This window comes from Clostridium sp. AWRP (assembly GCF_004006395.2).
GTDB lineage: Bacteria > Bacillota > Clostridia > Clostridiales > Clostridiaceae > Clostridium_B.
Genome location: NZ_CP029758.2, coordinates 2,657,225 through 2,678,349, shown reverse-complemented (window position 1 = coordinate 2,678,349; position 21,125 = coordinate 2,657,225). Strand labels below are relative to the sequence as shown.

Here is a 21,125-nt window from a genome sequence, read left to right as displayed (position 1 = left end):
ATAAATGAGTGATAGAATGCGCCCTATTTCTTTTGAAAAAATGCTTATTTGGGTTATAAAAGAATTAAAAGGAAAGGAATCTATTTTTGGAATTCATAAAGATAAATTTTATAAAAATGAAAGTGGAAAATCAATTGAAGTGTTTGGTGAAAAGCTATCTTCACCCCTTGGACCTGCTGCTGGGCCAAACACTCAATTGACTCAGAACATTGTCTCTGCCTATTTAACTGGGAGCCGATTTATTGAATTAAAAACAGTACAGGTTATTGATGGAGAAGATCTAGCAGTAGCTAAACCTTGTATTTGTGCACAAGATGAATGCTACAATGTGGAATGGTCTACGGAACTAAAAGTATCTGAGGCTTTCTGTGAGTATATAAAAGCCTGGTTCTTGCTTCATATTTTAATGAAGGAACTTAATTTAAGCAGGCAAAGAGATTTCATGTTTAATATGAGTGTAGGATATGATTTAGATGGTATTAAATCTTCTAAAATGGATAACTACATTGAAGGCATGAGAAATGCCTCTAATACAAAAGTATGGAATGAGTGTAAAAAAGTAATTATTTCTCATATGAATTTGTTCTCCAATTTTAATGAAAAAGATTTAGAAGAAATATCTCCAATTGTCTGTTCGTCTATTACAGTATCTACGCTGCATGGATGCCCTCCAGAGGAAATAGAAAAGATATCAAATTATTTACTAAAAGAAAAGAATTTAAATGTTTTTATAAAGATGAATCCAACTCTTTTAGGAGAAAAATTTGTTAGAAATACGCTTAACACAATGGGATATGGTTATATAACATTAAATGGAGATCATTTTAAAAATGACTTACAGTATGGGGACGCTGTGGCAATGCTCCAGCGTTTGAAAGATACTGCAAAGACGTTGAATTTAGAAATAGGAGTTAAACTTACTAACACTTTACCAGTCAAAATTGAAAACAAAGAATTACCTGGAGAAGAAATGTATATGTCAGGACGTTCTCTTTTCCCTCTTACAATATCCTTGGCCAGTAGATTAGCTGAAGAATTTAGTGGAGATTTGCAGGTATCCTATTCAGGAGGAGCAGATTTCTTTAATGTGGATAAAATTTTAACTACAGGAATTCAGCCAGTGACATTTGCAACCACTATCTTAAAGCCAGGTGGATATGAGAGAATAACGCAAATGGCTCAGAAGGTAGAGAAAAAGCTTAAAGGTAAATTCTCAGGAATAGATACAGATATGTTATCAAAATTGGCAGAAGAAACTTTAAAAGATGGTCATCATCTTAAAAACTCAAGAATTGTAGAAAGTAGAAAAATTTCTGAGGAACTTCCTACTTATGATTGTATGACAGCACCTTGCAGCATAGGATGTCCTATAAATCAGCAAATTCCTGAATATGTGGCTTTAGTAGGTAAAAAGAAATATGATGAAGCCTTTTCTATAATTGCTAAGGACAATGCCTCACCGGCAATTACAGCAACTATTTGCAATCACAATTGCCAGTTTAAGTGTACTAGATTGGACTACGATTCATCTGTCTTAATTAGAGACATGAAAAAAATTGCTGTCTTAAATGCTGAGAAGAAGTACATTGAAAATATCAAACCTCAAGATATAAGAAATAATAAAAAAGTAGCAGTTATAGGTGCAGGTCCTGCAGGACTTTCAGCAGCTCTTTTCTTGAGAAGAAATGGTATGGATGTAACTGTAATGGATAAAAAAGAAAAACCTTATGGTGTAGTAAGGTATGTTATTCCGGATTTTAGAATTCCGTCTGAGATGATTGACCATGACTTTGAGCTTGTAAAGAAACAAGGAGTGAAATTTAAATTTGGAATTAATGAGAATTTTAATATAGATGGATTGAAAGAAAAATATGATTATATTATCTTAGCAATAGGTGCCTGGAAACCAGGAAAATTATCTTTAAAAGAAGGTAAGGAAAAAGCAGTGAATGCCATCGCGTTTCTTGAAAGATATAAAGCAGAAAAAGAAAACATTGATTTAGGAAAGCATGTTTTCATTATTGGAGGCGGAAATGTAGCAATGGATGCAGCAAGGGCAGCCAAGAGAATAGCTGGAGTGGATACTGTTTCAATTGTATATAGAAGGACCAAGGAATATATGCCTGCAGATTCTGAAGAATTAAAGTTAGCTATTTCTGATGGCATTGTATTTAAAGAACTTCTTGAACCGATAGCTATTAAAGATAATAAATTAGTTTGTGAAGAGATGATATTAGGAGAAAAAGATACTTCAGGTAGGAGAAGTCCTGTTTCAACTGGCAAAGAGGTTGTATTAGATGCAGATACGGTTATTGTTGCCGTAGGAGAAAAAGTGGATAGTGATTTATTAAATAGAAATGGAATAGAATTAAATTCTAAGGATTTCCCGAAACTGAATGAGGCTTGTGAAACTAATATTTCCAATGTATATATTCCAGGCGATGCTAAATGTGGACCGGCCACTATTGTTAAGGCAATAGCAGATGGAAAGGCAGTTGCCAAGAATATATTGTCAAAAGAAAAATTGAACAATGATTTTGAAAAAAAAGTTATCCCTATAGATGAAAAACAAATATATAGTAGAAAGGGTATACTAAGTGATCCTGGAAGCTGTGAAGAAGAATATAAAAGATGTCTTTCCTGCAGCAATATTTGTGAATTGTGCGTTGATGTTTGTCCAAATAGGGCAAATGTAGCTATTAAAGTAGGAGGCTTTTCTTCTCCTCATCAGATTATACATCTAGATGGTATGTGTAATGAATGTGGAAATTGTGCAGTTTTCTGTCCATATAAGGGAAATCCGTATAAAGATAAAGTGACAGTCTTCTGGAATGAAAATGACTTTGAAAATAGTACGAATAAGGGATTTTGTGTTATTGATATTAAAAAAGGCATTTGTAAAGTTAGAGAGGAAAGCGGCAAAGTTGTCATGTACACTGTTGGTGAGGATAATATTATCTCAAAAGAAATGGAATGTATAATTAAAAGTTGCATAGATAAGTACAGTTATATGCTGTAACCCAATATTTGGAATTTAGGAGGGGAAATGTATGCTATTAATTGGGAATGGTAAGCTTATTACTAGGGATGATGCTAGGCCAATTATTGATAATGGATGTATTGCTGTTTCTGGAAATAAAATTATTGAAATTGGCTTGACAGAAGAATTGAAGAAAAAATATAAAGATGCAAGATTTATTGATGCAAAGGGTAGGCTTGTTATGCCAGGATTTATTAATACCCATATGCATTATTATAGTACTTTTGCAAGGGGGATGGCTAATGACAGTCCTCCAGCAAAAAATCTTATGGACATACTTACAGGATTGTGGTGGAGACTCGATAAGGTATTAACTCCAGAGGATATTTATTATAGTGCTATTGTACCGATGATTGATGAAGTTAGAAATGGTGTTACAACTGCTTTTGATCACCATGCAAGTGCTTATTCAGTTAAAGGCAGTTTATTTAAGATAGCTGAGGCTGCAGAAAAGATAGGTATCCGAAGCAGCCTATGTTATGAAACTTCAGATAGAGACGGAGAAAAAATTACTGATGAAGGTATTGCTGAAAATGTGGACTTCATTAAGTATTGTAATGATAAAAAAGATGACATGATTAAAGGTATGTTTGGACTTCATGCTTCTATGACAATTTCAGATAAAACTTTGGAAAAATGTATGGATGCCATAGAAAATTTAAATACAGGTTTTCATGTTCATACAGGAGAGGGAATACAGGATCTGGAAATAACTAAACAAAAATATGGCAAGGGCATTGTACAGAGATGGTATGATGCAGGAGCACTTTCTGATAAGACAATTTTAGTCCACTGTATTCATGTTTCTGATGAAGAACTAGACTTGATCAAAGAAAAAAATGCAATAGTTGTTCACAATCCTGAATCCAATATGGGTAATGCTGTAGGTGTATCTCCTGTACTTAAAATGTATAAAAAAGGAATTCTATTAGGACTTGGTACAGATGGCTATACTTCAGATATGATGGAATCTTATAAGGTTGGAAATATTATTCATAAACATGCTGCCGGAGATTCTACTGTAGCTTGGACTGAAATTCCAGAAATGCTTTTCTATAATAATAGAAAAATTGTTGAAAGATTTATTGATGGAAAAATTGGCATTTTAAAAGAAGGAGCACTGGCAGATATAATTATTGTAGATTACAATGCACCTACACCAATAAATGAAAACAATATTAATTCACACTTACTATTTGGCATTAATGGACGTTGTGTAGATACAACAATTATAAATGGTAAAGTTATTATGGAAGATAGAAAACTTGTAGATGTTGACGAGGAAAGAATTATGGCAAGAAGCAGGGAACTTGCACAAGATCTCTGGAAGCGTTTCTAAAGATAGGTGAAATAGGGGGAATTTTAAATGAAATTGGATTTGAATAAAGAAGAAATATTAAAGATGGCAGAAAAATATAAACCTGAAATATGTAGATTTTTGAGGGACATGGCTCGAATTCCAAGTGAAAGCTGTGGCGAAGAAAAAGTTATACTGAGAATAAAAGAGGAAATGGAAAAAGTAGGTTTTGACAAAGTAGAGATAGATCCCATGGGTAATGTACTTGGATATATAGGACATGGAAAACACCTTATTGCCATGGATGCCCATATAGATACAGTAGGGATAGGCGATAGAAATCTATGGAAATATGATCCCTATGAAGGCTATGAAGATGATGAGATTATTTTGGGAAGAGGTGTCACAGACCAGGAGGGAGGAATGGCCTCCATGGTTTATGCAGGTAAGATAATTAAAGATCTTGGACTTGAAGGGGATTATACATTAGTAGTAACAGGTACTGTTCAAGAAGAAGATTGTGATGGCTTATGCTGGCAGTATATAGTCAATGAAGATAAAGTAAAGCCAGAATTTGTAGTTATAACGGAACCAACTTCATTAAATATATATAGAGGACATAGGGGAAGAATGGAGATAAAAGTTACAACCCATGGAATTAGCTGCCATGGTTCTGCACCGGAAAGAGGAGATAATGCAATTTTTAAAATGGCGCCTATATTAAATGAGCTAAAGGATTTAAATGAAAAATTAATCAATGATGAATTTTTGGGAAAGGGTACACTAACAGTATCTGAAATATTCTTTTCATCACCTTCAAGATGTGCCGTAGCAGATGGATGCAGCATTTCTGTTGACAGGAGGCTTACTGCTGGTGAAACCTGGGAGTATGCAATTGATCAAATTAAGAAGTTACCTTCGGTTAAGGCTGCAAAGGCTGAAGTTGAAATGTACACTTATGAAAGACCTTCTTATACAGGATTAAAATATCCAACGGAATGTTTCTTCCCAACTTGGGTGCTGCCTGAAGACCATAAAGTATGTCAAAATGTTGTAACTTGCTATAAGGATTTATTTAAGAGTGAGCCAAAGGTAGATAAATGGACATTCTCTACAAATGCAGTTTCCATTATGGGAAGATATAAAATACCATGTATAGGTTTTGGACCAGGCCACGAAGATCAAGCACATGCACCTAATGAAAAGACCTGGAAAGATGAATTAGTGAAATGTGCAGCAATGTATGCACTTATTCCAATATCCTATGTAAATAATTATACAGACAAATAAGACTTATGGAGGAATGTTATAATGGGATTTTGTAAATTGGTTATAGCATTAGGTGGAAATGCACTTCAAGAACCTGGTACGAAAGCTACAGCTGAGGCACAACTAGAAGTAATAAAAAAAACTTGCGAATATATTGCAGATATAAGCTGTAAGGGATACGAGCTTGTAATAGTCCATGGAAATGGTCCTCAAGTAGGAAGAATTTTGCTTGCATCGGAAGCAGCTAATAGTGTTACACCATCCATGCCTTTTGATGTATGCAGTGCCATGAGCCAGGGATATATAGGATATCACATTCAGCAGTCACTAAGAAAGGCTTTAGATAAGAGAAACAAGAAAGTGCCAGTGGTAACACTTATAACTCAGGCAATAGTTGATAAAAATGATGCTGCATTTAAAAATCCAACTAAACCCATAGGTACTTTTTATAGTAAGGAAGAAGCGGAAAAACTTAAGAAAGAAAAAGGTTACGTGATGAAAGAAGACTCTGGAAGAGGGTGGAGAAGAGTAGTGGCTTCGCCAGTTCCAAAGAGAATAGTTGAACTCCCGGCAATTAAAGTGTTGTGGGATTCTACTATTTGCGTGGCAGCTGGAGGTGGAAGCATTCCTGTTGCCCAAAAGGAAGATGGATCATTAGAGGGTGTTGCGGCAGTCATAGACAAAGATCTTGCAGCTGAAAGACTTGCGGAAGATGTAAATGCAGATATTCTTATGATACTTACAGAAGTTGAAAAAGTATCACTTAATTTCAAAAAAGCTAATCAAATTGATCTTAGTCACATTACGGTGGCAGAAGCAGAAAAGTATATTGAAGAAGGTCATTTTGCTCCAGGGTCAATGCTCCCAAAAGTAAAAGCAGCAGTGATGTTTGCAAAGTCAAATTCCCGCCATAAGTCAATAATTACTTCACTTTACAAAGGTGAAGATGCCCTTGAAGGTAAGACGGGAACAGTTATTACTTTAGATAGATAATTAATTGCTGAAGTTTCCCACATACGAAAATTTCACTTAATATAAGAAAATTGCGAAGCAATTAATTCACAATTAAGGATGATTTTCTTCCGTTAAAACTTCAGAAAATCTAAAATATAGCACTATTGAAGCAAAGCTTCAATAAGCTTCAAATTTTAAATTTTTCGTAGTACAGCGGAGAAAAATCTACCGAAATTGTGAATTATGAACTGTGAATTGTGAATTCATTTAGATCGTAATTTTTTTAAACTGTAAAAGTTAAGTTAATTATACTTTATGCCTTTGTGTTAAAATATATAAAAAGGAGGCTTTGATTATGGGTATAGTACTTGAAGGCGGAAAAATTGTAACTGCTGTGGATTCTTATTGTTCAGATATAAGAATAGAAGATGAAAGAATTGTTTCAATAGGAAATCATATAAAAAAAAGTGGAGATGAAGTCATATCTGTAAAAGGATGCTATATTTTACCGGGTGGTATAGATACTCATACCCACTTTGATTTGGAAAGTGGTTCTACCGTAACTGCAGATAATTTTGAAACTGGAACAAAAGCTGCTTTAGTTGGAGGTACCACTACAATATTAGATTATGCTACACAAAATAGGGGAGAGACACTAAAAGAAGCCTTAAGAAAGCAGCATAAAAAATCAGACGGAATGTGCTATTGTGATTATGGATTTCATATGGGTATTACGGATTGGAATGATAAGACATCTTATGAAATGGAAGATATGGTTAGAGAAGGGGTAACTTCATTTAAATTATATATGGCCTATAAAAAAACGCTTCAGGTAGATGATGGTGTAATATTTGAAGTTTTAAAAAGAAGTAAAGAGTTAAAGAGCTTGATAACTTTTCACTGCGAAAATGGTGATATTATAGAAGCACTTATAAGTGAAGCTAAATCAAAGGGAAACAAATCCCCTTATTATCATCCATTGACAAGATCTGCTTTAGTTGAAAAAGAGGCGATTGTAAGGCTTCTTAATATTGCAGAAATTGCACATGCACCAGTATATATTGTACATCTAAGTACTAGAGAAGGCTTATTAAGTATTTTAGATGCTAAAAAGAGGGGAATAAAAGTTTATGCTGAGACTTGTCCTCAGTATCTGCTGCTGGACGATTCTTGCTATGGAGATAAGGACAGCGATAATTTTGAGGGAGCAAAATATGTAATGTCACCTCCCCTTAGAAAAACATATGATAATGATGCATTGTGGAAGGGGATAAGCTCCAGAGAGATAATGACCATTGGAACAGATCACTGCTCTTTTAATTATAAAGGTCAAAAAGAAGTTGGCATTGATGACTTTAGCAAGATTCCAAATGGGGCTCCAGGTGTAGAACATAGAATTGGGCTTATGTATACGTATGGAGTGTTAAAAAACAGGATAAGTATGAATGAAATGGTTGCACTTACTTCGACTAATGCTGCTAAATTATTTGGGCTTTTTCCACAGAAAGGAACTATTGCAGTGGGCAGCGATGCTGATATTGCAGTATGGGATCCTGATTTTTCTAAAGTTATTAGTGTTAAAAATCAAATGCAAAATGTAGATTACACTCCTTATGAAGGTTTTGAACAGAAGGGAAGAGTGCTGCATGCTTTTTTGAGAGGAAATAAGGTTGTATTTAATGGAAAATTCATTGAAGATAAACCTCTTGGGAAATATTTGTATAGGAAAACCCAGCCAGAAGGTATAAGTTATGACAAAGGTTTCTGATGATGATTTTAGACGAATTCCCTTATTTGAAAAAGTAAACAAATCTACGTTGAAATTGATGCAGACAAAGGCTTTTAAGATAAAACTTACTAAATGTGAAGAATTGTTTTGCGAAAAAGACAAAGTGGATAAAATTTATATTGTTTTAAGTGGAAAAGTAACTATGTATAAGATATCAGAAGATGGACAAAAAAGGGTTGTATATATTTTAGGCAGAGGAGAATTTATAAATGAAGTCATTTTTGACAATTTACCTGCATCCATAAGTTGTGAAGCTTTTGAAGATAGTTATATATTGTATTTTTTTAGAAATGACTTGTTAAAAATAATGGCAGGGGATTTTGAACTTACGCATATTATAATTAATTCCATGGCTAAAAAAATAAGAAGACTCTACAGGCAATTGAAAAACACCGTACCTATAAAAATGGATAAAAAGCTTGCAGCAAAACTCTGGAAATTGTCCAGAGATTACGGAGTGGAAACAAAAGAAGGCATAGTTATTGACTTGAATATAAGCATAACATATTTAGCTGAGATGCTTGGTAGTACAAGAGAGACTATTTCACGATGCATGAACAATTTTGAAAAAAAAGGTATGATAAAATTTCATCATAAAAAGATAATAGTTATAGATCCCAAGGTGCTGTCAATGTATTTCAGGGGAGTTTAGTGGAAAGCTGTATTTGCAGAAAATGATGCAAATGCAGTTTTTTATTTTTTGACCATAACGTGATTTGTATCACGTTAAATTTTCTACATTTATGATATGTTAAATATATAACAACGATGATTACATGCTGTTAGGTTTATAAAAATTCTAAGGAGGGAATTGACGAATGGGATTTCAAATTAGTAATGTGGAATTTGATAATTTTTTAAAAAAGCTGCAAAAAGAGTACAAAATCTATGCTCCAGTGAAATTAAAGGGTAAGGGAAGATTTTCGGATACAGATGTAGTTAGGTATGCAGAGATAAATACTATTGAAGAAATAATATTTGATGAAAAATCAAACTTTTCACCAAAAGAAGTGATACTTCCAATAACTAAAACCTTGTTTTATTTTACAGAAGATTCTGTAATGGAACCAAAAGTGGATGACAAAAAGATATTGATATTTTTAAGAAGCTGTGACATCAATGCTGTAAGGAGAGTTGATGAAATTTATTTGAGAAATGGTGTAGAAGATCCTTATTATAAAAAAGTAAGGGATAAAGTAAAATTTGTACTTATGGAATGTGAGCACAGCTTTGAAAACTGTTTCTGTGTAAGTATGGGCAGTAATAAGACAGAAAACTATGACTTATTTGTAAAGTATAAGGATGGGAAAGTTTCAGTAAAGTGTAAAGATGAAAGCTTTAAAAATTACTTTGATGGAATGACAGAATGTAATGTAGAACCTAACTTTGTAACAGAAAATGATGTAAAGGTTAAAATTCCTGAAAATATGGATGTAAGTGTATTTAATGCTCCACTGTGGGAAGAGTATTCTTCACGATGTATTTCTTGTGGAAGATGTAACCTTGTTTGTGGAACATGTACATGTTTTAATATGCAGGATATTTTCTATAAAGATAATAAAAATGTAGGAGAGAGAAGAAGAGTGTTGACTTCCTGCCAGATTGATGGGTATACGGATATAGCTGGGGGACATAGTTTTAGACAGGATAAAGGACAGAGAATGAGATTTAAAGTTATGCATAAAGTTTATGACTTTAAGAAAAGATTTGGATATAACATGTGTGTTGGATGTGGAAGATGTGATGATGCATGTCCAGAATATATATCTTTTTCAAATTGTGTTAACAAGTTGAATGATGCAGTGGGAGAGGTGAAATAAATGGAAAATGTATATTTGCCAAAGGCTAGTAAAATATTAGATATTACAAAACATACGGATATTGATTATACATTTAAAATGGAATTTGAAGGAGCTGTGAAGCCTGGACAATTTTTTGAGGTTTCCATACCTAAATATGGAGAAGCTCCTATATCTGTATGTGAAATAGGAGATGGATATATAGGTTTAACTATAAGACGTGTGGGAGTAGTTACAGATGTCATTCATACTTTTTTTGTAGGAGATACTCTATTTATGAGGGGACCTTATGGAAACGGTTTTGACTTAGAGACATACAAGGGAAAAGAACTTATTGTAGCTGCAGGAGGAACTGGGCTAGCACCGGTAAAAGGTATTATAGATTACTTTGCTGATAATAGAAATGAAGTTACAAATTTTAATGTTTTAATGGGATTTAAGTCACCAGAGGATATATTGTTTAAAAAGAATATAGAAGAATGGAGAAAAAATGTTGGTGTTACTTTAACAGTGGACAAGGCTTGTGAAGGTTATGGTGGGAATGTAGGTTTAATTACTACTTATATTAAAGATTTAAATATAAATAATGTGGAAGAAGCTCAGATAGTAGTAGTAGGTCCTCCAATAATGCTTAAATTTACTATAGCAGAATTTTTGAAGAGGGGAATTAAAGAGGAAAATATTTGGGTTTCTTATGAAAGAAAGATGTGCTGTGGTTTAGGAAAATGTGGTCATTGTAAAATGGACGATACATATATTTGCCTTGACGGTCCGGTATTTAATTATGTTAAAGCTAAACTTTTAATGGATTAAAAAAGGAGGACGATTATGGATATTAATACAAAAGTTCTAAAAAAGAATGCATTTAGAGTGACTAAGGAAAGAGGAAAGACGGCCATAAGGATTAGGGTACCAGGTGGATATATCGAAGCAAAATATTTTGAAATAATTCAAAAGGTTGCACAGCAATATGGAAATGGAACAATTAATATTACTACAAGACAGGGCTTTGAAGTACCTGGTATTGATATGAAAAACATTCCTGAGATAAATGAGATGATACAACCTGTTATAGAAGGTCTTGAAATAAATCAAACTGATCCTAAAAATGGATATTCAGCATCAGGAACAAGAAATGTTACTGCTTGTATAGGAAATAAAGTCTGTCCTTTTGCAAATTATGATACAACTGCTTTTGCAAAGAGAATAGAAAAAGTTATATTTCCAAATGACTACCATGTAAAAGTAGCATTAACTGGATGTCCAAATGATTGTGCAAAAGTAAGAATGCATGATTTTGGAATTATAGGAATGACAGAACCGCAGTATGAAAGTTATAGATGTGTGGGCTGTAAAGCTTGTGTTAAAAATTGTAAACTAAGATCTGCAGATGCACTCAAATTTGAAAATTTTAAGGTCCTAAGAGATGATAAAAAGTGTATAGGTTGTGGTGAATGTGTGGACAAATGCCCAATGGGGGCATGGACAAGAAGCAATAAGAAGTATTTTAAATTAACTATCCTGGGTAGAACGGGAAAGAAAAATCCAAGATTAGGTCAGGATTTCATTAAATGGATAGATGAAGATAGCATTGTGAAGATAATTTTAAATACCTATGAATATATAGATAAATATATAAACAAAAATGCTCCTGGTGGAAAAGAACATATAGGATATATAGTAGATAGAACAGGGTATCAGGAATTTAAAAAGTGGGCTTTAAAAGATGTAAATTTAGACCCTAAAGCTGAAGTTGCTGAGACTATAAATTGGTAAAGCATTTAAATTACAAATAGGAGGGGAAATAATGGATATTGTAAGTGTTAAAGGAAATTCCAAACAAGGATTAACAGGAGCAACCTTAGGCTTTTTTGTAGGATTTGCAGCAGTTGCACTTTATGGTGCTACAGCTGCTGTGTTTAAAAAAAGTTTTATAGATTTGAATCCTATTTTACTAGCACTTCTTATTGCAATACCAAATTTATCAGGATCACTGCTTAGAATTCCATTTGCAGCTTGGGTTGACGTAGATGGAGGAAGAAAACCCTTCATTACATTACTTATACTTTCAATAATTGGCATGACGGGGCTCTATATAGTTATGGCTTTTTTTAGGCAGGATTTAAGTAACTGCTATTCCCTGCTTTTAATATTTGGGGCACTGTCAGGCTGTGGCATAGCTACCTTTTCTGTAGGAGTTAGCCAATCGTCCTATTGGTTTTCACAAAATAAGCAGGGAGTTGCACTTGGCATATATGGTGGAGTGGGAAATCTAGCACCTGGAATATTTACACTTTTGCTTCCAAACGTAGCACTGCCACTTTTAGGATTATCAGGTTCTTATTTGGCCTGGTTGATATTTTTAATAGCAGGAACTATAGCATATTTTATTATAGGAAAAAATGCGTGGTATTTTCAACTAATCCATGCAGGAGTGGGAAGAGAACAAGCAAAGATGACAGCTTCAAAGAAATATGGTCAGGAACTATTTCCTAATGACAAAGTTAGTGAAAGTCTTATTATTTCTGCAAAGACATGGAAGACCTGGGCACTTGTTGTAGTGTACTTTACCACATTTGGAGGCTTTTTAGCACTAACTAGCTGGTTTCCAACATATTGGACAACCTTTTTCAAGTTGAACTTGAAAACTGCAGGTTTATTAACTGCCATTTACTCAATTACTACATCTATTGTAAGAATTTATGGTGGAAAGATAGCAGATAGAGTTGGAGGAGAATCTACATCCATTACAGCACTCTTTATAATGCTTGCAGGTACAATATGCATGTTTATTGCTTCTTCACTGCCTCTAGCTATTATAGGAATTTTACTTTTAGCTGTAGGAATGGGTGTGACAAATGCTGCTGTATTTAAAATACTTCCTAAAGAAATTCCCCATGCTATTGGAGGTGCTTCTGGATGGGTCGGTGGATTGGGAGCTTTTGGAGGTTTTGTTATACCGCCTTTAATGGCATCCTTTATAGATAAGACAGGCAAAAGCTTAAGTGGTTATTCTAGAGGATTTGTAATATTTATAGCACTTGCTTTGATTTCCCTTCTTATTATAGGTTTGTTGAAATCTACTTCAAAGGGTAAATGATTTTGAAATTTAAATCATGTATTTTCAGTAAAAAATATTGAGAAGTGGAGATGAATTACGTGGAAGTAAAACAATCAACTTGTAATTATTGTGCACTTGGATGTAATCTGGACTTTTATGTTGAAGATAATAAAATAAAGAAAATACTTCCTACTAAAAGTTATCCGGTAAATGATGGATTTTGCTGTATAAAGGGATTAAATTTAAATAAGCAGTGCAGAAAATTTAAATCCAGTAAGTTACCTCTTTTGAAAGATAAAAGTGGGAAGATGAAAGTAATTTCTTGGGAGGATGCCTTTGAAACTTTTGCTTTCAAAATGAGATCTATTCAAGAAAAATACGGAACTGAAAGTGCAGCGTATTTGAGTACCGGTCAAATAACAACAGAAGAAATGGCTCTATTGGGGTTTATAGGGAGATGCTGTATGCAAATAAATGGGGATGGAAACACAAGACTTTGTATGGCTACGGCAGCTGTAGCACATAAACAAAGCTTTGGATTTGATGCACCTCCTTATACATTAAAAGATTTTGAAATTTCTGACACTATTATATTAATTGGAGCAAATCCTGTGGTTGCTCACCCTATAATGTGGAGTCATATAAGAAAAAATGAAAAAGCTAGAGTAATAACTATTGATCCTAGAAAATCTGAAACAGCAATTAACTCAAATTTATGGATAGATATCAAGCCAAAATCTGATATTATACTTTTTTATACCCTTGCAAACGTACTTATAGAAAAGAACTGGATTGATAGAGAATATATAGAGAAATATTCAGAAGGCTTTGAAGGATTTAAAGAACATGTGAAAAAGTATACTTTAGAGAATGTAGAAAAAAGAACGGGGATTTCGAGTAAAAGGGTAATGGAACTTGCGGAAATAATTCACAATAGTAAAAAAGTTTCATTTTGGTGGACTATAGGAATAAATCAAGGGTATGAGGCAGTTAGAACTGCACAATCAATAATAGACCTTGCAGTTATTACGGGAAACATAGGAAAAGAAGGTACTGGAGCAAATTCAATAACAGGTCAGTGTAATGCTATGGGTTCAAGAATATATAGTAATACTACAGCTTTATATGGAGGCAGAGACTTTGATAATCCAAAGCATAGAGAAGAAATTGCTTCTATTTTAGATGTTCCTTGTGAGATGATACCCAAAAAGCCAACCATACCTTACAATAAAATTATAGATAAAATAAACGGCGGAGAAATTAAGGCATTGTGGGTAATTGGAACAAATCCTAGACATTCCTGGGCAAATAACGAGGAATTTGAAAAAGCAGTTCAAAAATTAGAATTCTTGGTTGTCCAAGATATATATGATGATACGGATACTTCTAAATTATGTGATTTATTTTTACCTTCTGTTTCAGCTCTCAAAAAAAAAGGATTTTTTATAAACACGGAAAGGCGTTTGTCAGCTGTAACTCCAGTGCTCAAAAAAGAAAAAGATGAACTTACAGATTACGACATATTACTTGGAATAGGAAAAGCGCTGAAAGTAGGAAAACCCTTAGAAAAATGGAAGACTCCAAGACATGCATTTGAGCTCATAAAACAATTTAGTAGTAAAATGCCCTGTGATATAACTGGCATTGATTATGATATGCTGGTTTCATCAAAGGGAATACAATGGCCCTTTAAAAATGGTGATATATTAACTAGTGATGAGAGAAGATTATTTGAAGATAATAAATATTTTACAGCAGATAAAAAAGTAAAGCTCATTTATGAAGATGCAGCTCAAAAACCCTTTACCCAAACAGAGAAATTTCCATACATATTTAATTCAGGTAGGGGAACTGTAGGACAATGGCATACCCAGACTAGAACTAGGGAAATTGAATTTGTAAAAAATAGCTGCTTTACAGATCCTTATGTTTTCATAAACTATAAATTAGCTGAAAAGCTGCATATAAAGGAAAATGAAAAAGTTGTGATTTTATCGGCAAATGGACATAAAAATGAATTTAGGGTTGTACTGACAATAAATGTAAAAGAAGACCAATTATATGCTCCAATTCACTATATAGAAACAAATTCATTAACTCCATCTATATTTGATCCTTACTCAAAAGAACCTTCTTATAAATATGTGCCTGTAAATATTGAAAAAGTTTCGGAAGTTAGGAGCTGATAATTTTGAAAAGAATAAAGATAGATAGAAGTAAGTGTATTGGATGTCTTACTTGTACCACAGCCTGTATTGTTTCACATGATTGTGTTGATAATAGAAGTAGAATTACGCTGAGTAGTAAAGGAAAATACGCTCCTATATTTTGCAGGCACTGTGACAGACCAGAATGTGTATATACGTGTATGACTGGTGCTATGAGAAAAAACCCAGATACCGGTATTGTAGAGTACGATAAAAATCAATGTGCAAGCTGCTTTATGTGTATAATGGCATGTCCTTATGGAGTGCTAAAGGCAGATAGTGAAAATAATAGAGAAATTATGAAATGTGATATGTGTCAGCATACGGAAAGTAAAAGTCCGCAGTGTGTAGCTAGATGTCCTATGCATGCTATTACTTTAGAGGAGGTATAGGGTATATGACCTACGTTGTAATAGGGGCCTCTGCATCTGGTATAAATGGTGCAAGAACTCTTAGAAAACTTGAACCTAATGGAGATATAATATTGGTTTCAAAAGATGAATATGTCTATTCCAGGTGTATATTACACCATTATATTAGTAATAAAAGAAATATAGATGCACTAAATTTTTCAGAAAAGGATTATTTTAAAAAGTACAATATAAAATGGATGAAAGGAATTACAGTAGATAAGCTAAAAGATAAAGAGCATGAAATAGAGCTTTCAGATGGCAGCAGCTTAAGTTATGACAAGCTTCTTATAGCAAGTGGAGCAAGTTCTTTCATACCTCCTGTGGAAAATCTTAGAGGAGCAAATAATGTAGTAGGACTTAGAAATTTGGAAGATGCACAAAAAATAAAGGATGCAGCTAAAAAAGTAAAAAATGTAGTTGTACTTGGAGCAGGCCTTATAGGAATTGATGCAATTACAGGGCTTTTAGGTTATGGATTAAATGTTTCAGTTGTAGAAATGAACGACAGGATTTTGGCAGTTCAGCTTGATAAATATGCAGCAGGCAAGTATGAAAATTTATTTAAAAAAAATGGAGTAAATTTAAAACTAGGAGTTAGAGCAGAGAAGCTTTTAGTTGATGAAGCCAATAATCCTAAAGAATTGCTTCTAAATACAGGTGAAATAATTCCTTGTGAGTTTGTAGTTGTATCAGCAGGAGTTAGAGCAAATACTGACTTTTTACAGGGGAGTAATGTGGAATTTGACAAGTTTGGACTTATTATCGATGAAAAGGGGCAGACAAATATAGAGTATGTATATGGTGCAGGTGATGTAACTGGAAGAAATCCAATTTGGCCTACAGCTGTTAAAGAAGGAATTGTAGCAGCTAGTAATATGGCAGGAAAAAAGCTTTTAATGACAGATTTCTTTGGAAGTAAAAATACCATGAATTTTTTAGGACTAGCAACTATGTCTTTGGGAAATGTATCAGCTCCAGATGAAAGTTATAAAGAAGAAATAGAAACTAAAGATGGTAATTACAAAAAAGTAATACATAAAAATGGTATAATATACGGTGCTATAATTCAAGGGGATTTATCTTACGCAGGTATATTGACTCAACTTATTAGGAGAAAAATAAATATTTCAGCTGTTAAGAAATCCATTTTTGAAATAGACTACTCAGACTTTTTTAATATAAAGGAAAATTTAGAGTATACTTTCTAAAAAGTATACTCTAAATTTATGAAAAGGATAATATTAAAGGAAAGCCGGGGCTTTTATATTTACAGATTAGATGTATAATATGATATAGAAATGATTACTACAATATTTTAGTAAAGGTTATGGAGCTGGTGCTTGATGCAAAATTATTTTACGAATGCAGTTAATATAGCTAGGGACATATGTAGAAGAAAACTTAATAAAGGTGATATAGCAGTGGATGCTACTATGGGAAATGGAAATGACACGGAGCTTTTAGCAGAACTTGTAGGAGACTCTGGAAAAGTTTATTCTTTTGATATACAGGAAGCTGCCCTTCAAAATACAGAGGAAAAGTTAATGAAAAACAATGTATCTGGATGGGTAAAATTAATACATGATGGTCATGAAAACATGGACAAATATGTAAAAGATAAAGTGAATCTCGTTATTTTCAATTTGGGGTATTTGCCTAAAGGGGAACATTCTGTTACAACAAAATCAGCAACTACACTGGCTGCACTTAAAAAAGCTTTGAATTTAATATGTAAAAATGGAATAATAATTTTAGTTGTATATTATGGACATGAAGAGGGAAAGTTTGAAAAAGAAGAACTGGAAAAATATACAGAAAAATTAAATCAAAAGGAATATAATGTAGTGAATTTATGTTTTACAAATCAGATTAATAATCCACCTATGATCATTGCAATTGAAAAAAGATAATTGTTTGACGCAAAAGGATATAAATGCTAATATACAATTAGTTTTAGGAGGCGATAGGCAATGGAAAAAATTGCAAGTTTTACAGTTAATCATTTAAAATTACAGCCAGGTGTTTATGTATCCAGAAAAGATAAGTTTAAAGATGTAGTCCTGACTACTTTTGATATAAGAATGACAAGACCAAATTTTGAACCTGTTATGAATACAGCAGAAGTTCATACTATTGAACATTTAGGTGCAACTTTTTTGAGAAATCATAAAGTGTATGGATCTAAAACTGTGTACTTTGGACCTATGGGGTGCAGGACAGGCTTCTATTTAATATTAGAAGGAGATTATAAGTCAGAAGATGTAGTAGATTTACTTAAAGAAATGTATAAGTTTATTGCAGATTTTGAAGGAGACGTACCTGGAGCAGCTGCAAAGGATTGTGGAAATTATTTAGATATGAATCTTTCTATGGCAAAATATCTAGCAAATAAATTTCTAAAGGAAGTTTTAACAAATATCACAGATAAAAATCTAAATTACCCAGACTAATGCTTGAAAATATATTTTAAACAAAAAATCAACTTATACTACGTATAAGTTGATTTTTAAGTTAGCCTAATTAAAAATTTAAACTTATGCATGAAATGTAATGACGAAATTCAAGTTATAAGTTCTATATATGGGAAGTTTGCTATTCAGGCTGCTCAACTTGTAAAGAGGTATAATAAATCGTATAATATGAAATAGAAGTTTTTACAATATAGTAAATTTTAAACCAACATTGTTTTGTATCTAATAAATAAGGCATTTTCAAAGAAATAACTAGTCAGTATGCTAGCTTATTTTTTATCATACTGCGTCGGTAGAACCCTTAGATAGGATTTACTATCTGCGGAACCTGCCTCCTTGTTTGATAAACAAAGTTCTTGGCATCAGATGAAGTTTTAAACTTCATCTGATGCTTAGAAATTGTTATCCAGGGACGTAGCCACTCTTTGCTTACACTTGGAAAAGTGTAAGCATTAGAGTGGGTAGTCATCGGATAAAAAATATTCGTCGCATCTTTGAATTGTTATTTTCTTTCAAATGCCTAAAGACAAATATAATGATATTAATAAAGCATGAAAGGAAATAAATATGGGTAAAATATTGGTATTGGCTGAAAAGCCTTCTGTAGGAAGAGAAATTTCGAGGGTCTTAAAATGTCGTAAAAAAGGCAATGGATGGTTAGAAGGGGAAAAGTATATTGTGACTTGGGCTTTGGGCCACTTAGTTACTTTAGCAGATCCGGAAGCTTATGATGATAAATATAAAACTTGGAAGCTAGAAGATCTACCAATGCTTCCTAAGTATTTAAAGCTTGTAGTTATAAAACAAACCGGAAAACAATTTAATGCAGTAAAGGAACAATTAAATAGAAAAGATGTAACGGAAATTGTTATTGCTACAGATGCTGGAAGAGAAGGTGAACTAGTAGCAAGATGGATAATTGAAAAGGCTAGAGTAAATAAGCCTATAAAAAGACTTTGGATTTCTTCTCAAACAGATAAAGCTATTAACGAAGGCTTCAGAAATTTAAAACCTTCATCACAATATGATAATTTATATAGGGCAGCACAGTGTAGGGCAGAAGCAGATTGGATTGTGGGACTTAATGTTACAAGAGCATTAACTTGTAAGTATAATGCTCAGCTTTCAGCAGGAAGAGTTCAAACTCCAACTCTAGCTATGATTGTTCATAGAGAAGAGGAAATTAAAAACTTTAAACCAAAGGATTATTACAGTATAGCTGGAAATGCCAATGGATATACTCTTCAATGGCAAAATGGTAGAGGACATTTTAATACTTTTGATGAAAACTTTGCAAATAAAGTAGTATCAAAAGTTAATGGTCAAAATGGGAAAATAGTTGATGTAATAAAAAGCAATAAGAAAAAATATGCACCAGCACTTTATGATTTAACAGAGCTTCAAAGAGATGCCAATAGATTTTTTGGTTACTCTGCAAAGCAGACACTTTCTATAATGCAAAGATTGTACGAGAATTATAAATTTTTAACTTATCCAAGAACGGATTCAAGATATATTTCAGCTGATATAGTACCTACGCTGCCAGAGAGATTAAAAGCAATATCAGTAGGAAATTATAGCAAATTTGCCATGGAGATTATGAGAGGAAAAATAAGAGCACATAAGAGCTTTGTAGATGATAGTAAGGTTTCAGATCATCATGCTATAATTCCAACAGAGGAAAGAGTTATTCTTTCAAAGTTAAGTAATGAAGAAAGAAAAGTGTATGACTTAGTAGTTAAGAGGTTTTTAAGTGTTATGCTTCCTCCTTTTGAGTATGTGCAAACAACTGTAAAAGCAGAAGTTAATGGAGAAAATTTTGCAGCTAGTGGAAAGGTAATTAAATCAAAGGGATGGAAAGCTGTATATGATAAGGATGAAGACTTTGATGATAATGATGGACTGCATGAAAATCAATTAAAGGAACAGGTACTTCCGGACTTAAATAAAGGGGATAATATAAAGCTTACGGCAGTTAAAATGCATAAGGGACATACTAAACCACCTGCAAGATTTAATGAAGGAACGTTGTTATCTGCTATGGAAAATCCACAAAAATATATTAATATGAATAAGGAATACGCAAAAACTCTTGGGGAAACAGGTGGACTTGGAACAGTTGCTACAAGAGCTGATATAATTGAAAAATTATTTAATACCTTTTATGTAGAGAAAAAAGGTAAGGAGATAATCCCAACTTCTAAAGGAAAGCAGGTTGTGGAATTGGTTCCAGAAGATTTGAAATCACCACTTTTAACTGCAAAATGGGAAACTGACCTGAATTTGATAAGTAAGGGAAAACTAAATGATAAAAGTTTCATAGGTAATATGAGGAATTATTCAGTAAAGCTTGTGGAAGATGTAAAATCCAGTAGTAATAAATTTAGGCATGACAATTTATCAGGAACTAAATGCCCTAAATGTGGTAAATACATGCTTGAGGTAAATGGAAAGCATGGAAGAATGCTTGTATGCCAGGATAGGGCTTGTGGCCATAGAGAAAATTTAGCAAGATTAACTAACGCAAGATGTCCTGAATGTCATAAAAAATTGGAACTTAGAGGACATGGAGACGGCCAAGTTTATGTTTGCATAAATAATAATTGCAATTTTAGAGAGAAGGCATCATCCTTTAATAAAAGATTTGACAATAAGCAAGGTAAGAACAGTAAAAGAGATGTAGCAAATTATATGAAGAAGATGAAAAAGGAAAGTGAAGTTCCAATGAATTCAGCTTTAGCAGATGCATTGGCTAAATTGAAATTAAAATAATAAAGGCTATTTTATTGTTTAGCATAATTAGAAAAATTAGTAAGTGAGGGATG

16 protein-coding genes are annotated in these 21,125 nt (G+C 33.1%); all 16 read left to right on the top strand.

Annotation, left to right across the window (positions count from 1 at the left end; all coding sequences use genetic code 11):
- Nucleotides 1-4: 4 nt before the first annotated feature.
- The 16 genes from ygfK (at nucleotide 5) to DMR38_RS12140 (ending at nucleotide 21,072) form a co-directional block, all read left to right on the top strand.
- Nucleotides 5-3,019 (top strand): putative selenate reductase subunit YgfK, encoded by a 3,015-nt coding sequence (ygfK, locus tag DMR38_RS12220; protein ID WP_127721582.1) that lies wholly within the window; start codon nucleotides 5-7, stop codon nucleotides 3,017-3,019.
- Nucleotides 3,020-3,050: 31 nt separating this feature from the next.
- On the top strand, nucleotides 3,051-4,379 hold the full coding sequence (gene ssnA / locus DMR38_RS12215) for a putative aminohydrolase SsnA (protein ID WP_127721581.1): 1,329 nt from the start codon (nucleotides 3,051-3,053) through the stop codon (nucleotides 4,377-4,379).
- A gap of 27 nt (nucleotides 4,380-4,406) precedes the next feature.
- On the top strand, nucleotides 4,407-5,627 hold the full coding sequence (locus tag DMR38_RS12210; protein WP_127721580.1) for a YgeY family selenium metabolism-linked hydrolase: 1,221 nt from the start codon (nucleotides 4,407-4,409) through the stop codon (nucleotides 5,625-5,627).
- Between the two features lie 21 nt (nucleotides 5,628-5,648).
- Nucleotides 5,649-6,599, top strand: coding sequence for a carbamate kinase (gene arcC / locus DMR38_RS12205; RefSeq protein WP_127721579.1), 951 nt, complete (start codon nucleotides 5,649-5,651; stop codon nucleotides 6,597-6,599).
- 316 nt (nucleotides 6,600-6,915) lie between these two features.
- Nucleotides 6,916-8,328, top strand: coding sequence for a dihydropyrimidinase (gene hydA / locus DMR38_RS12200; RefSeq protein WP_127721578.1), 1,413 nt, complete (start codon nucleotides 6,916-6,918; stop codon nucleotides 8,326-8,328).
- The gene (locus DMR38_RS12195; RefSeq protein WP_127721577.1) at nucleotides 8,312-9,001 is read left to right on the top strand and encodes a Crp/Fnr family transcriptional regulator; all 690 of its coding nucleotides are present in this window, start codon (nucleotides 8,312-8,314) and stop codon (nucleotides 8,999-9,001) included. Before hydA ends, DMR38_RS12195 begins: the two co-directional genes overlap by 17 nt.
- Before the next feature lie 166 nt (nucleotides 9,002-9,167).
- Nucleotides 9,168-10,169: an anaerobic sulfite reductase subunit AsrA gene (gene asrA / locus DMR38_RS12190; protein ID WP_127721576.1), complete on the top strand. Its 1,002-nt coding sequence runs from the start codon at nucleotides 9,168-9,170 to the stop codon at nucleotides 10,167-10,169.
- Nucleotides 10,170-10,961, top strand: coding sequence for an anaerobic sulfite reductase subunit AsrB (gene asrB, locus DMR38_RS12185; protein ID WP_127721575.1), 792 nt, complete (start codon nucleotides 10,170-10,172; stop codon nucleotides 10,959-10,961).
- A 15-nt stretch (nucleotides 10,962-10,976) separates the two neighbouring features.
- On the top strand, nucleotides 10,977-11,924 hold the full coding sequence (asrC, locus tag DMR38_RS12180) for a sulfite reductase subunit C (protein ID WP_127721574.1): 948 nt from the start codon (nucleotides 10,977-10,979) through the stop codon (nucleotides 11,922-11,924).
- 31 nt (nucleotides 11,925-11,955) lie between these two features.
- Nucleotides 11,956-13,248, top strand: coding sequence for an MFS transporter (locus DMR38_RS12175; protein WP_127721573.1), 1,293 nt, complete (start codon nucleotides 11,956-11,958; stop codon nucleotides 13,246-13,248).
- A 59-nt stretch (nucleotides 13,249-13,307) separates the two neighbouring features.
- Nucleotides 13,308-15,395, top strand: coding sequence for a molybdopterin-dependent oxidoreductase (locus DMR38_RS12170; RefSeq protein ID WP_127721572.1), 2,088 nt, complete (start codon nucleotides 13,308-13,310; stop codon nucleotides 15,393-15,395).
- A 5-nt stretch (nucleotides 15,396-15,400) separates the two neighbouring features.
- Nucleotides 15,401-15,808: a 4Fe-4S dicluster domain-containing protein gene (locus DMR38_RS12165; RefSeq protein ID WP_063556352.1), complete on the top strand. Its 408-nt coding sequence runs from the start codon at nucleotides 15,401-15,403 to the stop codon at nucleotides 15,806-15,808.
- A 5-nt stretch (nucleotides 15,809-15,813) separates the two neighbouring features.
- Entirely contained in the window at nucleotides 15,814-17,037 is a 1,224-nt protein-coding gene (locus DMR38_RS12160; RefSeq protein WP_127721571.1) for an FAD-dependent oxidoreductase, read from the top strand.
- A gap of 135 nt (nucleotides 17,038-17,172) precedes the next feature.
- Nucleotides 17,173-17,739: a class I SAM-dependent methyltransferase gene (locus DMR38_RS12155; RefSeq protein ID WP_175412997.1), complete on the top strand. Its 567-nt coding sequence runs from the start codon at nucleotides 17,173-17,175 to the stop codon at nucleotides 17,737-17,739.
- A 60-nt stretch (nucleotides 17,740-17,799) separates the two neighbouring features.
- A complete protein-coding gene (locus DMR38_RS12150) occupies nucleotides 17,800-18,279 on the top strand; it encodes an S-ribosylhomocysteine lyase (RefSeq protein WP_063556345.1) in 480 nt (159 codons plus the stop codon).
- A 588-nt stretch (nucleotides 18,280-18,867) separates the two neighbouring features.
- Complete coding sequence (locus DMR38_RS12140) at nucleotides 18,868-21,072, top strand: DNA topoisomerase III (protein ID WP_127721569.1); 2,205 nt, start codon at nucleotides 18,868-18,870, stop codon at nucleotides 21,070-21,072.
- Nucleotides 21,073-21,125 lie beyond the last annotated feature (53 nt).

Bases quoted from the DNA above. Each gene is read 5' to 3' on its own strand.
- ygfK (WP_127721582.1), top strand. From the start codon at position 5: ATGAGTGATAGAATGCGCCCTATTTCTTTTGAAAAAATGCTTATTTGG.
- DMR38_RS12155 (WP_175412997.1), top strand. From the start codon at position 17,173: ATGCAAAATTATTTTACGAATGCAGTTAATATAGCTAGGGACATATGT.
- DMR38_RS12160 (WP_127721571.1), top strand. From the start codon at position 15,814: ATGACCTACGTTGTAATAGGGGCCTCTGCATCTGGTATAAATGGTGCA.
- asrA (WP_127721576.1), top strand. From the start codon at position 9,168: ATGGGATTTCAAATTAGTAATGTGGAATTTGATAATTTTTTAAAAAAG.
- DMR38_RS12195 (WP_127721577.1), top strand. From the start codon at position 8,312: ATGACAAAGGTTTCTGATGATGATTTTAGACGAATTCCCTTATTTGAA.
- asrC (WP_127721574.1), top strand. From the start codon at position 10,977: ATGGATATTAATACAAAAGTTCTAAAAAAGAATGCATTTAGAGTGACT.
- ssnA (WP_127721581.1), top strand. From the start codon at position 3,051: ATGCTATTAATTGGGAATGGTAAGCTTATTACTAGGGATGATGCTAGG.
- arcC (WP_127721579.1), top strand. From the start codon at position 5,649: ATGGGATTTTGTAAATTGGTTATAGCATTAGGTGGAAATGCACTTCAA.
- hydA (WP_127721578.1), top strand. From the start codon at position 6,916: ATGGGTATAGTACTTGAAGGCGGAAAAATTGTAACTGCTGTGGATTCT.
- DMR38_RS12210 (WP_127721580.1), top strand. From the start codon at position 4,407: ATGAAATTGGATTTGAATAAAGAAGAAATATTAAAGATGGCAGAAAAA.
- asrB (WP_127721575.1), top strand. From the start codon at position 10,170: ATGGAAAATGTATATTTGCCAAAGGCTAGTAAAATATTAGATATTACA.
- DMR38_RS12140 (WP_127721569.1), top strand. From the start codon at position 18,868: ATGGGTAAAATATTGGTATTGGCTGAAAAGCCTTCTGTAGGAAGAGAA.
- DMR38_RS12150 (WP_063556345.1), top strand. From the start codon at position 17,800: ATGGAAAAAATTGCAAGTTTTACAGTTAATCATTTAAAATTACAGCCA.
- DMR38_RS12175 (WP_127721573.1), top strand. From the start codon at position 11,956: ATGGATATTGTAAGTGTTAAAGGAAATTCCAAACAAGGATTAACAGGA.